This is a genomic window from Tenacibaculum profundi (genome assembly GCF_057162725.1).
The window spans coordinates 2559743-2574822 of sequence record NZ_CM169894.1; the positions used below are offsets into that span (position 1 = coordinate 2559743).

Below are 15080 nucleotides of genomic sequence, written 5' to 3' on the forward strand. Positions count from 1 at the left end.
ATTAAACTGATTATGGACTGTATATACAAAATTTATAATAACGATATTGGTATCTCTTTTCGTTGGAAAGAGATACCATCAAGACTAATCCAAGTTATATTTAGGGATACTGGTTTTCATCTAACAGTAGAGGAAATTGAACTATTTATAGATAAAGTTTGTGACGCAAAAGTCCAGAGATCCTGTGCTTCATGCGAAGCTGCTGGCTCATGTAGATCGCTCTTGTTACAAACTCCTTCAGATAAAGTTAGCATGGCAGTTTCAATATCTGAACTTTCCCAGATTGAAGACCTATTAAGAGGGACGTTATTTCAAATTAAGATGAATAATTATTTAGACGATCTATGCAAAAATTAAATAGTAAAAAGAAAGCTTCTATTTTTTATCTTCTTTAATTAAGTAAAGATATACAGGATAATGATCGCTATATCCGCCTGTATACTTTCCATTAGAAAAGCTTCTAAAAGGATAACCTCTATATTTTCCGGTTTTTTTAGTCAAAAAGAGCTTATTAAATATGGCTGATTTGAACATTTTATAATCTAAGAAATTTTTGTTATCGAAATTTAAAAAGGGAGAAGTAAACATAATTTGATCAAATAAATTAATGTTATCTCTAAAGCCTAGAGAATTATAGCCTCTTTTAAACATGCTTTCATAGGGGTTATAAATCTCTCCTTTTAGAGTATTCTTAATTTTTGATTTTGTATTTAAAATTTTTTTAAAGCTTGAGCTACTTGGGTCATCATTAAAGTCACCCATTATAATGACTTTAGGATTAGTGTCTGTTAATTTTATTTTTTCTAATATTTGTAAAACTTTATAGGCCGCTTTTTCTCTTAAAGGTCTACTTTTTGCTTCACCACCCCTTCTTGATGGCCAGTGATTTACAATTATGTGAATTAATTCGTTGTCTAAATAACCAGATACTAAAAGAATGTCTCGTGTGTTAATCTTTCTATTCTTTACATAAATATTTGGATTAAAAGTTTCAAAGTTTATTGGTTTAAAATAACGTTGTTGATAAAGTAAAGCTACATCTATTCCACGCTTATCAGGTGAGTCAAAATGAATAATTTCATACTGTTTTTTTTTTAATTTTTTTGTTTTGACAAGATCCTTTAATACTTTTTTATTCTCAACCTCGGCTACCCCTAAAATAACAGGACTTGTATTTGTCTTCTCTGAACCTATCTTAAGTATGACTTCTCCTAGTTTATCTAATTTATCCTTGTATATTTTTTCACGATTATTCTTTATTCTCATTATCGGGCTTTTCTCATCTTCTTTATTAGGATTATCGAAAATATCGAATAGATTCTCTAAGTTATAGAAGGCAACAGTTCTTATTTTAAAACTTCTACTTTTTTGTGCAAAACAATAATTTAAAAGCAGGCCAAGAATAATAAACAGTATTCTATTCTTCATTCTATTTGATTTTTTTAATGGTTAAAGTAATGTAAAAACTTAACTAAAAGGTGTTTTTTAGTGTGTTTTTTTTAATTTTTTTATTTTAAAATAAAATTTTTTGTAATTTTATGGCTGTTTTATTGAAAAAAAGCTATTTAAAAATAATTAATTGTTTATGAAAAAAATTAAAGTAATAATGCTATTGCTATTACTAGCACAACTACCAATTACATCTCAAAACATCATAAGAGGAGTCGTTTTAGAAGCTGACTCTGAAGAGCCCTTTGAAGGAGTATCCATTTATGTAGAAGATCTTAAACTTAGCCAAATAACAAAAAGAGATGGTAGCTTTATGGTAGAGCTTATACCTAATGGAGAGCAACTTATAACTATATCTTTTGATGGATATGAAAAGCAAAAATACCTTTTGAAATTGATCGGGAAAACCATTGATCTTGGGATTATTTTATTACATGAAGACGTTTCTATTGATCAAGATTTAAGTACAATTACAATTACTGAAGATGAACTTAATAATGATGCCAGTACAGCAGATAATATTTCAGGTCTGTTACAAGCATCAAGAGATGTTTATTTGAAAACAGCAGCTTTTGAATGGAGCCCATCCTTTTATAGTGTCAGAGGTTTAGATTCAGAAAATGGAAAAGTAATGATAAATGGGATTGAAATGAATAAACTTTATAATGGAAAACCTCAATGGAGTAACTGGGGAGGACTTAATGATATCTTTAAATATCAAGAATATAGTAATGGGTTAACCCCTTCAAATTATGGATTTGGAGGTGTTTTAGGATCTGTTAATATGAACACAAGAGCATCCGATTTTAAGAAAGGAATTAGGATATCTTACGCTTCTTCTAATAGGAGTTATTCACATCGTATTATGGGAACTTATACTTCAGGACTATTGAATAATGGGTGGGCAATAGCAGTATCTGGAAGTAGAAGATCAGGGGAGGAAGGATATATTGAAGGTACTTTTTATGAAGGGAATTCATTTTTTATTTCTTTAGAAAAAAAGTTAAATGATTATCATAGTCTTAATTTATCAATAATTTCTGCTAATAATAAACGAGGGAAATCATCACCTAATACTCAAGAGGTATTTGATTTAAAAGGAATCAAGTATAATCCTTATTGGGGGTACCAAAACAATAAAGCAAGAAATTCTCGAATACGAGATTTATACGAACCAATTTTAATGTTAAATCATTTTTGGAGATTATCCGATAATACAACTTTAAATTCTAATTTATCCTTTCAAACAGGAAGAGAAGGTAATAGTCGTATTAACTTCAATGGAGCTCGATTAGTAAATGGTTGGCCAATTGGCGGAGGTTCAAACCCTGATCCAACATATTATCAAAAGTTACCAAGTTACGCAATACGAAATGGCAGTCGAACAGAGTACAATTTATTACAAGAATTTTTAAATGATGGGCAGTGGGACTGGGATGAAATGATTAGGCAAAACTTAGCCGGTAATGAAAGTACAAATTCAAAGTATATTTTATATGAAGACAGAAATGATGAAGATCAATTTTCTGCGAATACTATTTTTTTTAGCGAACTAAATGAACATATTGTAATCAACAGTAAATTACATTATACTCAAATAAAATCTGAAAATTTTGCAAATCTTCTTGATCTATTGGGTGGGCAAGGTTTTTTAGATGTAGATACCTTTGGGGATAATTTAACCTCAAAGCAAAATAATCTTAGGAATCCAAATAGAATTGTAACTGAAGGAGATCGATTTAATTATAATTATATTCTAAAGTCAAAGGTCTTAAGTGCTTTTTTACAAGCCCAGTTCAAGTACAATAAGGTTAATTTTTACGTGGCAGGAGATGCGTCAAAAACTTCGCATCAAAGAGAAGGATTGTATCAGAGTGGAGCTTTTAAGAATAATTCTTTGGGAAAATCTGAGAAACTAGAATTTACGAATTTTGGATTTAAAGGAGGATTTACCTACAAAGTTTCAGGACGTCATTTATTAGATTTCAACGGAGGTTATTTAACAAAAGCACCAACAATAAGAAATACATTTTCAAATCCAAGGGAAACTAACAATGCTGTTTTAGGTCTTGTTACAGAAAAAATAATGTCTAATGATATCAGTTATATCCTGCGATTTCCTACTATACAAGCAAAGTTAACAGGGTATTATGTAGGGATCAAAGATGCAACTGAAATATCATTTTTTTATGTAGATGGTATTAATGGTAATAATTCGGCATTTATTCAGGAAGTGATAACGGAAATTGAAAAAAAACATTTGGGTATCGAAATAGGAATTGAGGCACAAATAACCCCTTCAATTAAATTGAAGGGAGCTACTAACATTGGTCAGTATACTTTTCATAATAATCCAATGTTATATCTGACTTCAGATGCAGATAATCAGAGTCATAATGATAGTGAATATTTTTTACGACCGACAACATCTTATTTAAAGAACTACAGAGTAGCTTCAGGTCCACAAAAGGCATATTCGCTTGGCTTTGAATATCGAGACCCAGACTTCTGGTGGTTTGGAGCTACTGTCAATTATCTAGATGATGTTTTTGTAGATATCTCTCCACTAAGAAGAACACAAAATTTTGTAGTTGATGAAGATGGTATTGAGTTTTCGGACTATGATCCACTTATAGCACGTGATCTTTTAGATCAAGAAGAATTTGAAAATTATATGGTAGTAAATGCAATAGGAGGTAAGTCTTGGAAATTAGGAGACTATTATGTTGGTTTTTTTGCCAGCTTAAACAATTTATTTAATAAAAAATATAAGTCAGGAGGATTTGAACAGGGTAGAAATGCGAACTATAGAGTATCAAAAAAAGACTCAGAATCAACAACTCCTGTTTTTGGGAATAAATATTGGTATGGAAGAGGTACGACGTTTTTCATAAATGTTTATTTCAGATTCTAATTATAATAGCTATGAAAAAAATGAAGACAAGCACGATACTTAATATGATAATATTAGCTGTTTTTTTTGAGGTAACTGTCTCATGTGTAGATAATAATGATTATAATTTACCTCAAATTAATATAGATGAACCAAATATAATAGCAAACACTTCTATTTCAGGTATTATAAGAATTTTTAACGAACAAGCAAATGGTGTACTTGATTTCAGTACAATCCAAAAAGATGAGATGGTACTTGAAGGCTATGTGGTTTCTAGTGATGAGGCAGGAAATATGTATAAAATACTATCTATTCAAGATAAACCTAAAGATCCAACTGCAGCTATTCAATTAACCGTAGATGATACTGATATGTATACTTTTTTTAATGTAGGTAGAAAAGTATTTGTTCCTCTTAATGGTTTAGGGATGCACAATAATAATGGTGTTTTAGAAATAGGAAAACTTAATGGAGGTGCAGTAGATAGAATTTCTCTTATAAAAGATCCTGAGGCTATTAATATGAAGGATAAATATAGCATTATGAGGTCTTCAGAAGTAGCTCAGATAGAGCCTAGAGAAATAGTAAGCATTACTGATCTAAACAGTTCACATATCAGTATGTTAATTTCCATTGATAACATGCAGATAGAAGCCAAAGATCAAACTTTTGCAAATTTAAATAATACCTTTTCGGTCAACAGAGTATTTAAGAGTTGCGCTGATGAAGAAACAATTATCATGAGAAATAGTGGTTTTGCTGACTTTAGAGCTCAATTGATACCTAATATGCAAGGAAAAATTACGGGTATTGTTGGAAATTATAGAGGAGCTTTTCAGTTGTTAATCAGAGATACAAATGATTTGGATTTAATTCAAAGTAGGTGTGAGCCTGTTTATGCGGAAGATTTTCAGAGTGTTGTAGGTAATGCTGATTTTGATATTGATGGTTGGATAAATTATACAGAAAAGGGTTCAAAGGTTTGGACAGAGAAAGTGTTTCAAAGTAATGGATATGTTGAATTTAATCCATATGGATCAGATGATAGTGAAAATGTAAGTTGGTTAATTACTCCAAGAATTGACCTTGAAAACCAGGATAATGAAGTGCTTACTTTTCAAACACAGCATGCATATCCAGATTCAGGACATGATCCTTTAGAAATATTAATTTCTACAGATTTCGATGGTACTGAGGAGGGAATAGAGTATGCTACTTGGAATTCTCTAGATTCTAAAATAAGTTATATTGAAGACTTTTCTTCGTGGTTCACCTTTGTAGATTCTGGAGAGGTAGATATATCGTTATATGAGGGTATAGCTTATATTGCATTTAAATACACAGGAAGCGATAGAGAAAACAAAAATATGACTATACATGTCGATAATGTAAAAGTTTCTGTAAAATAAACTTTAATTAGCATGATTTATTTTATAAACCCCGAGTTTACAGTCGGGGTTTATTATAATTCAAACTATTTTTTAATTAACTGCTTTGTATATTTACTTCCTGTATTTGATAGAGAGATGTAGTAAACTCCTGTAGTTATGGACATGGTAATATCTTTTTGGCTATCTGCCATTGAAATACTTCTTAATAGTTTACTGTTAGAATCGTAAATAGTCACTTTCTTATGTTTCCATAAATCGTTTTTTACATGAATACTAAACGTTTTACCTTTCAGTGGATTTGGAGAAATGGTAATTACTTCATTATCATTAACCAATGATAAAATTTCTTTAGTATTCTCAAGCTTATTTGCATTACATTTTCCGATACGCTTCCAACCTCTTGAGGTTCTTTCGTATAATGTACCGAAATATATCACTTTATCACCATTTTTGTAATTCTTACTTGAATCATATTGAGGTATGCCATCACAAATATCAGGGTTTACTACTGCTCCTTCAGAAATTGTAACAGAATAATCCTCAACTTCACCAAAATCAAAATTTCCACAAGAATCAGGAATTTTTTGATAGCGCATACTAACACGCATTCTTGTTTTTCCTAGTTTTGCAGATGTTGGTATAGTAAAGTTTCCAGTTACAGGTGATTCGGTTGATGCCTTTTTACTCCATACTAATTCACCAGAGTCATTAAAATCTGAATCTTGATTAAAATCAATCCATACGGCGTATCCTTCATTATATTTGCTTTTAGTCCATTTTGGTGTAATTGAAATTTTATTAGAAATATTCTTTTTTAATTCAGTATTCTTACTAGTGAAGTCTTGATATCCATTTTGCGCAGTGGAATTATTGTTAATACTACCAATGTTAACATTTTGAATATATTCATCATTAACATTTTTTCCTTGTGAATTGCAATAAGTAGGAGATATAACTGTCCCTTTACTTTTAGCAACCTCAATTAAGTATTCTAACCCAAGTTTAGCAAACTTAGCAGCATGGGTTGCATTTGCTGTAGGGAATTGACTTGAAGTATCCCTTATGGTATGAATATAAGGGCTTGATTCATTAAATGAAGCTTCAAAAGGAAATGCAGCAGGGTATCCTTGTTGAGCCCAGCTATAGTGGTCAGAACAACCATAGTTACAACGAGTATAGTCATAGTTAAATTTATGATTACCTGAACTGTTATAATGATCCATTAAATCAGCTAAAAAAGAATTTAAAGAAGAGCTGTTGTAAGAATCATCAGAAATATAAACATCTTTTGAAGAGCCCTTATAGTTTGTCATGTCAAACTGTACATAGGAAAGAACATTTATATTCCTTCTTTTATAATCCTCAGCAATTTCTTTAGACCCTCTTAAGCCAACTTCTTCTGCGGCGTAAGCCATGATTTCAATTGTTCTTTTTGGTTGAAAATCCATTTCAAATAAAACTCTGGCTACCTCTGTTATGGTAGCAATTCCAGAAGCATTATCATCAGCTCCTGGAGCATTGGTTGTCCTTTGAGGACTAACAGAATCAATATGTCCACCAATAATAACATATTCATTAGGTAGTTCTTGACCTTTAATTGTCATGATTAAAGAAGGCATTGATGTACTTTGATGTTCTACAATTTTTATAGAAACGTCAGATCTTCCGTTAGCTATTGATTCCCATTTTTGTTTTAAGTCCAATACGGACTGCCTCGCTTTTTGAGTGGTGTGGTATCTAGTGCCGTAGGCTTCTAATTCTCTGATGTGAGTATCAATATTAGTGTTTTTTACCAATGCAATACTCTTTTGTACAGCTTGATTTTCAGAAATAGAAAAACTAGTTGTTTTTCGTTGTTTTCGTCTTAGTTGATGATTTCTAATAGTATTTAAAGCCTCTTGTTCAGATGTTTCAAAAATAAAGCCTGGTCCATGAGTTAGAACCATATGATGAAGCTTTTCAGCAGCTTTATCACTGAGTTTTACGGCACTAAATCCTTTTCTAGAAGCAATTATTTTAATATCATCTGGGGCTAATTTTTTCAGTTTTACAGCATCCTCTGTTTGAATAGTTCCATAAAACATACTAGTTGTTTGAGCATAAATATTATTAAGGCTCATGTACAGCAACGCTATACAAGTAAGTAGATACTTGTTTTTCATTTTTAGAAGGGTTTAAAATTAATTTTTATTAAAACTGATAAAGCAGTTTAAAGCTAAAATAGTGTATCTTGTTTGTAATCAGTCCTTAATTTTTGTTTTTTTATCTAAATTAAATGTTAAAAAAATAAGATTAGTTAATTATTTGAGAGTGTTTAAATGAATTGTAACATAATTAAAAACTTTATGATGTCGTCTGGAGATAGAATTACAAGAGCTTTTATTAATGCAAAAACTTTAGACTTATCAGAGGATTCAAAGTATATAATTTTTTCTGATTGTCATAGAGGTGATAATAGCTTTGCTGATGATTTTTCACGGAATAGAGATGTTTATTGTTATGCATTATTGCAATATTTGAAAAAAGATTTTACTTATATAGAGCTTGGAGATGGAGATGAGCTTTGGGAAAATAAATTTCCCGCAATTTTTGAAGCAAATAAAGATGTTTACCTTATTTTGAAAAAGTTTTATGATAAGGGAATGTTACACTTTATTTGGGGTAATCATGACATGGACTACAGAAAACCAGAAAAAATAGCTGAAAACTTACATTTCTATTTTGATTCAAAAGAACAGAAAGAAAAGAAGTTAATGATAGGAGTTGAATTTTCTGAAGCAATACGGCTTATACAAAAAGGAGGGAGCAGTATTTTTTTACTTCATGGCCATCAAGCAGATTGGTTTAATTATAATTTTTGGAAATTGAGTAGGTTTTTGGTTAGAATACTTTGGAAACCTTTACAGGTAATGGGGGTGAAAGATCCAACAAGCCCTGCTCAAAATTACAGAAATTTAATAAGGGTGGAATATTTACTTGAAAAATGGATTAAAAATAATGATAATCAAATGGTTATAACAGGGCATACACATAGGCCAAGATTTCCTACCGATAAAGAACTTCCTCATTTTAATGATGGAAGTTGTGTTCATCCTAAATGTATTACTGGTCTGGAAATTGAAAATAATAAAATAACTTTAGTAAAATGGCATTCGGTGGTTAATGATAAAGGAGTTATAAAAGTCAAAAAGGATGTATTAGAGGGACCAAGCAGTTTATCAAAATACATCTAAAACGATTACTTAACATTTACTTAACATTAGAAGAGGTGTAAAATGCAATTTTAGAGAGAATTTTATTAGCTTAATCTTTCTAAAGCAATTTTCTATAATAATTGTTGTTTTGCGACTTTCAGTAAATGTGTTTTGTTCAAATGCTTTAATTTTAAAACAAACTACTTCATTATAGTTGATTATAATTCAATAATTATAGTAATTTTTATGCATTAATCAATAAATATAGTCTTTTAATTATTGTTACTTAACGTAAGTGTCATTTTATAAAGGAAGTTTAATAGATGAAAAAATTTTTTTTAGAAGGAATATTGTTGTTTTTTTTAAAAAAAACAAGATTTAATTTAATATGAAATTATTTAAAATGATAACATAAAAATAACATATGTGATTTTACGTGTTAGTAATTTTGCATTGCTAAACTATAAACTAAACAATGGGAGATCCATATATTTTAATGCTAGTTGCTTTAGCTGTTCTAGCCTTGGCTGATTTGGTCGTTGGAGTAAGTAATGATGCCGTTAATTTTCTGAATTCAGCAATTGGTTCTAAAGCGATACCAATAAAAACAATTATGATCATTGCCAGTATTGGTGTATTTGTTGGTGCAGTTACTTCAAGTGGTATGATGGAGGTTGCCCGAAAAGGTATATTCAATCCTCATATGTTCGTGTTTGAGGAGATAATGTATATTTTTATGGCGGTAATGATAACAGATATTTTACTACTTGATATCTTCAACTCATTTGGTATGCCAACCTCTACAACCGTTTCTATTGTTTTTGAATTATTGGGAGCTGCTGTGGCAATAGCGCTGATAAAAATTTCGGCAAGTGATACTAAGACGATTACTGATATTTGGAATTATATAAATGACGAAAAAGCTTTAGAAATCATTTCAGGTATTATTATTTCTGTTATTGTAGCTTTTACAGTAGGAGCAATTGTTCAATATTTTTCTAGGCTTATTTATTCTTTTGATTTTGAGAAAAGACCTGATTATATCAATTCATTATTTGGTGGTTTTGCGATTACCGCTATTACCTATTTTATAATTATCAAAGGGCTAAAGGGAACTCCTTTTTATGGCAGTATAAAGGGATTGGTAGAGGGATATTCTGTAGGTATTGTTTTGGGAAGTTTTATAGCTTGGTCTTCGGTATCTCACATTCTTGTTAAGTTTTTTAAAATAAATATATTAGTCCTTATTATCGCAATTGGAACCTTTTCTTTGGCAATGGCTTTTGCTGGGAATGATTTGGTTAATTTTATAGGTGTACCTATCGCTGCATTGAATTCTTATGAGGCTTGGAAAGTTTCTGGTGTTGCTGCGAATCAATTTACAATGGGTATTCTAGCTGAAAAAGTTCCATCAAATGTTTGGTTATTATTATTTGCGGGAGGAGTGATGGTCATTACATTGTGGACTTCAAAAAAGGCAAGAGCAGTAATCGAAACAGGAATAAATTTATCACGTCAAGGAGAAGGACAAGAAAAATTCCAACCTAACAATTTATCAAGAGTTGTAGTAAGGTTAGCAATGTTTTTTAATAAAGGTATTAATTTGGTTATACCGTTAAAGACCCAAGTTTTTATTAATTCAAAGTTTGAAAAACCAATTATTAAACTTCCTAAAGACAAAGTTTATGAATTGCCGGCTTTCGACCTGGTAAGGGCAGCTGTAAATCTAATAATGGCTAGTATTTTAATATCTATAGCAACTTCTATGAAGCTACCTTTATCAACTACCTATGTAACATTTATGGTAGCAATGGGAACATCATTAGCAGACAGAGCTTGGGGTAGAGAAAGTGCTGTTTACAGAGTTGCTGGTGTTTTTAATGTTATAGGAGGATGGTTTTTAACAGCAATAATAGCTTTTATAGCAGCGGGAATTGTGGCTTATTTGATAAGTTGGCATATCGCTATGGTACCAGTGCTTCTTTTATTAATTATTGGTTTGGTAACTCGAACCAGTATCATGTATTCTAGAAGAACAAAAGAAGAAAAAAAACAAATCTATGTTGAAAGAGCAGAATTAATTTCTATTAATGGTGTTATTGAAGAGAGTTCTGACAATATCGCTGGGGTTGCAGAAAGAATAAATAAACTTTTTTCAAACGTTGTCAATGATTTAGCAAATCATGATTTGGTTAAGCTGCGTAAAACTGATAAACATGTTACAAAATTAAATGATGAAATAGATAGTTTGAAAGATGGTGTTTTTTACTTTATTAAATCACTCGATGATAGTTCTGTTCAGGCAAGTAGGTTTTATGTATTGATTTTAGGTTATTTACAAGATGTAGCGCAATCAATAAGTTACATATCAAGAGCGACTTATAAACATGTAAATAATAACCATAAAAATCTTAAAAAAGGTCAATTAAAAGATCTAAAACAAATAGAAGTTACGCTCTCGTCCATACTTACTAATGTGAAAAATGTATTTTCTGAGCGTAATTTTGATGAGCTCACTATTATTATTGATGAAAAGAAAGAGTTACTTACTGAGGTATCTCATTCGATAGAAAAGCAAGTTGATAGAATTAGAACCAATGAAACCAGTCCTAAAAATACTACGTTATATTTCAGTATTTTACTAGAAACGCAAGATTTAGTTTCTGGACTTGTAAGTCTTTTGGAAACTTATCAAGATTTTTATGTGAGTTCTAAAAATCTATAAAAAATACTTTTTTTCCTTGAGTTATAATTTAAGTTGTCTTAAATAAAATAAAATCTATTTATGTTGGTAGAAGTAAGTTTGATTTTTAAAAGCTTTTAATTGAAAGCTATAAGCTTGTTTTTAAGTAAGATTTTAAGAATGAAAACATATATTTCTAATTCTAAATTCTAGTCTCTAAAGTAAAATCCTTTTAAATTAGGAAATTGAAGCTGTTCCATTGATTTCGGTTATTTAAGATGTTGTAGTTATATATTATCTCTTAAGATATCTCAGGGGTGACACTGTTCAAAAATTATTGAAAAATAAGGTTGTTCTTATTACCGAATAAAGGATAAACGGTATTACTTAATAATTACGCGAAGAATAACGAATATTTTTTTAGATTTAGTATTAGAAAAAGTTTATTCGGTGTTTATCAGTATTCCTATTTAAAAGAGTATTTTAAAGAAGTTGTTCAAACACAGATTTTCACAATAGAAATCATAAAGAAAGTAAGTAGGTGCGTTTTTATGCAGATATTTTATTGACCTTTTAATAAAAACAATTGATTAAGAATATGTAATGAATTTAAAAATAGACTGAAATATTTGTAATTACCCAATAATTTTATCCTAAAAACATAGAAGGACTTATTTTACATAAGTCCTTCTATGTTTTTAGTGATGATTTTGTTGTTATTCATAAAATGTTACGGATCCGTCTTGGATATTATACATTCCACCAATAATTTGAATCTCTTTATTATTATGCATGTCAGCTAAAACCTCACTTTGTTTTATGATATTATCAATAGTTAACTCTACGTTCTTTTTGGCAACTTCATTTACAAAGTTCTCATTGGAAGAATTCCTAACCGATGCTTCCTTTGGTTCAGTTACAGCCTCTACGGCCGGTTTTATTTTTTTAAGCATACCTGTTAAATTTCCTAGTTTAGCGTCATCACAAGCTCCTTTAACTGCTCCGCAACTTGTGTGTCCTAAAACAACAATCAATTTGGTTCCAGCTAATTTACATGCAAATTCCATACTTCCTAGAATATCTTCATTAACAAAATTACCAGCGATTCTTACGCTAAAAATATCGCCAATCCCTTGGTCAAAAATAAGTTCAGATGATACTCTAGAATCAATACAGCTTAATATGGTTGCAAAAGGGAACTGACCTTTTTTTGTGTCATTAACTTGTTCAAGTAAATTTCTATCCGCTTTTAGACTTTTTTGAAATCTTAAATTACCTTCTTTTAAGGTTATAAGAGATTTTTGGGGTGTCATTGCGGTTTGAGTTTCTTTTGTATGGGCTTTCATTTAATTTAATATTTAATTCGTTAAAATTGGCTTATATTTTTATAATAATGAAATGTGCAATTTTCCATTATTATATTTATTGATTTTAAATAGCTAAATAGATGCATCTATTAATTCGTGGATTTTTAATTAATCGCTTTTTATTTATAAAAAGTAAAACTTCGTTAAGGATTACTTAAAGATTAAGATCACTACCTATCACTTTTAATAATATAGGACTTACTACAACGTTAATTTTAGATAGCTATTTTTACCAGAGTTTAATAATTTAGATTTTTTTTGAAAATGTGTCTGTATGTTGCTTTTTATCAAATAAATAGATTGTTTTATTTTTAATGGTAAAAATCATTAAATTTTAATCTAATCGAAAGCTTCATATTCTTTAGCGTGTCTTAAAAATTATTATGTTATAAAAGTTACTATTTAATTAACGGCCGCAATTTAAAAAAATCTACGAAACTTTTTGGGTTTTCGATGGTTCCTCTTTCTGAGAATACTTTAATATTTATGCTTTTTTCTCTAGCTTTAAAAAGAAAATCTTCAAGAATTTCAATAATATCATTATCTAAATATCTTGTTTTTCTTACATCTAATTCTAAATATGTATTTCGGGGTAAGTTATTTAACTCCTTCAGAATAGCACCTTTATTAAAAAAAGTAACTTCCTCTGCTAGTGTCATTTTAATTTTATGAACGCCATTACTTACATCTTCAATATGTAAAAAATGTGAATTTTGATAGCTTTTGATTAAAATTACAATAATTCCAATAGCTAAACCTAGCCCGATTCCTTTTAGTAAGTCAATAAAAACAATCCCTAAAACCGTAACAATAAAAGGTAGAAATTGTTTCCAACCTAATGCGTACATTTTCTTAAATAGTGTTGGTTTAGCCAGTTTAAAACCAACGATAAAAAGTACAGCGGCTAAAACTGATAGAGGTATTTTGTTTAATAAATTTGGAATTAATATTATGGATATTAATAATAAAAAACCATGAATTACAGTAGAAGCTTTACTCTTTCCTCCAGATTGAATATTGGCTGAACTTCTAACAATCACTTGAGTAACAGGTAGTCCGCCAATTAGTCCAGAAATTATATTTCCTGTACCTTGTGCTAACAGTTCTCTATTAGTGGGGGTTATATTTTTATTAGGATCAATCTTATCTGTTGCTTCCACACATAATAGGGTTTCTAAGCTTGCGACAAGTGCAATGGTAAAAGCGGTAACCCATATACTAGAATCAGAAATAAGTGAGAAATTAGGAAATTGAAATTGGCCAAAGAAAGATGTGATATCTTCAGGCACAGGAACACTCACTAAGTGTTTTGAGCTAATGCCTAATACGTCGTTAGTTTTAGTTATTGTATAAAAAATTATACCAATAATAACCGCAACAACAGGTCCTTGTATTAATTGAAATATTTTAGCTTTTTTTACAAGAATTTTTTCCCATAATAGTAATATTCCTAGGCCTATAAATCCAATAACAGTAGACCCAGTTCCAATATTATTAATAGTATTAAAAATTCCCGAAAAAGTATTCTCACCATCTACTTGCATGAATGCAAAATCACCTTCAGGATCTGCATCATACCCAAAAAAATGAGGAATTTGTTTCAGTATAATAATTACACCTATTCCGGTTAACATTCCTTTAATTACAGATGATGGAAAATAATACCCTATGATACCCGCTTTTAAAATTCCGAACATCAGTTGTATTATTCCTCCAAGGACAACAGCAAGTAAAAAGTTATTAAAGCCACCCAATTCACCAATGGCAGTTAACACTATGGCAGCAAGTCCTGCAGCAGGCCCACTTACACCAATCTTGGACCCACTCAGGGCACCTACTACAATACCACCGACAATACCGGCAATCAAGCCAGAAAATAACGGAGCTCCACTGGCTAGAGCTATTCCCAAGCAAAGGGGAAGTGCAACGAAAAACACCACTATACTAGCGGGTAAATCATTTTTAATTGTTTTAAACATAAAACGAGTTTTTTATTAGTATTTAACTAATGATTTGAAATTAATTGATTATAGTTTCTAGGACACTATTATTCAGTAATCCTTCTTATAACGCACTAATTCGGGGATAATTAAAAGAGTC

Annotated in this window: 9 protein-coding genes; 5 read left to right on the forward strand and 4 right to left on the reverse strand. The window is 30.2% G+C overall.

Annotated features, from left to right (window positions below; translation table 11 throughout):
* Window positions 1-12 precede the first annotated feature (12 nt).
* Window positions 13-357 (forward strand): hypothetical protein, encoded by a 345-nt coding sequence (locus AC2GW8_RS10410; protein WP_440879807.1) that lies wholly within the window; start codon window positions 13-15, stop codon window positions 355-357.
* Between the two features lie 18 nt (window positions 358-375).
* Here AC2GW8_RS10410 and AC2GW8_RS10415 read toward each other — a convergent pair whose 3' ends face one another.
* Entirely contained in the window at window positions 376-1428 is a 1053-nt protein-coding gene (locus AC2GW8_RS10415; protein WP_440879808.1) for an endonuclease/exonuclease/phosphatase family protein, read from the reverse strand.
* A gap of 157 nt (window positions 1429-1585) precedes the next feature.
* Here AC2GW8_RS10415 and AC2GW8_RS10420 point away from each other — a divergent pair, with 157 nt between their 5' ends.
* Together AC2GW8_RS10420 and AC2GW8_RS10425 are read left to right on the forward strand one after the other, a co-directional pair.
* A complete protein-coding gene (locus AC2GW8_RS10420; RefSeq protein ID WP_440879809.1) occupies window positions 1586-4363 on the forward strand; it encodes a carboxypeptidase-like regulatory domain-containing protein in 2778 nt (925 codons plus the stop codon).
* A gap of 20 nt (window positions 4364-4383) precedes the next feature.
* On the forward strand, window positions 4384-5754 hold the full coding sequence (locus tag AC2GW8_RS10425; protein ID WP_440879810.1) for a DUF5689 domain-containing protein: 1371 nt from the start codon (window positions 4384-4386) through the stop codon (window positions 5752-5754).
* A gap of 65 nt (window positions 5755-5819) precedes the next feature.
* Here AC2GW8_RS10425 and AC2GW8_RS10430 read toward each other — a convergent pair whose 3' ends face one another.
* The gene (locus AC2GW8_RS10430) at window positions 5820-7898 is read right to left on the reverse strand and encodes a M20/M25/M40 family metallo-hydrolase (protein ID WP_440879811.1); all 2079 of its coding nucleotides are present in this window, start codon (window positions 7896-7898) and stop codon (window positions 5820-5822) included.
* A gap of 156 nt (window positions 7899-8054) precedes the next feature.
* Here AC2GW8_RS10430 and AC2GW8_RS10435 point away from each other — a divergent pair, with 156 nt between their 5' ends.
* Window positions 8055-8969, forward strand: coding sequence for a metallophosphoesterase (locus AC2GW8_RS10435; protein ID WP_440879812.1), 915 nt, complete (start codon window positions 8055-8057; stop codon window positions 8967-8969).
* Between the two features lie 436 nt (window positions 8970-9405).
* Entirely contained in the window at window positions 9406-11655 is a 2250-nt protein-coding gene (locus AC2GW8_RS10440) for an inorganic phosphate transporter (RefSeq protein ID WP_440879813.1), read from the forward strand.
* 674 nt (window positions 11656-12329) lie between these two features.
* Here the strand turns inward: AC2GW8_RS10440 and AC2GW8_RS10445 are convergent.
* Both AC2GW8_RS10445 and AC2GW8_RS10450 read right to left on the reverse strand, forming a co-directional pair.
* A complete protein-coding gene (locus AC2GW8_RS10445) occupies window positions 12330-12959 on the reverse strand; it encodes a carbonic anhydrase family protein (protein ID WP_440879814.1) in 630 nt (209 codons plus the stop codon).
* A gap of 419 nt (window positions 12960-13378) precedes the next feature.
* A complete protein-coding gene (locus tag AC2GW8_RS10450; protein ID WP_440879815.1) occupies window positions 13379-14959 on the reverse strand; it encodes a SulP family inorganic anion transporter in 1581 nt (526 codons plus the stop codon).
* Window positions 14960-15080 lie beyond the last annotated feature (121 nt).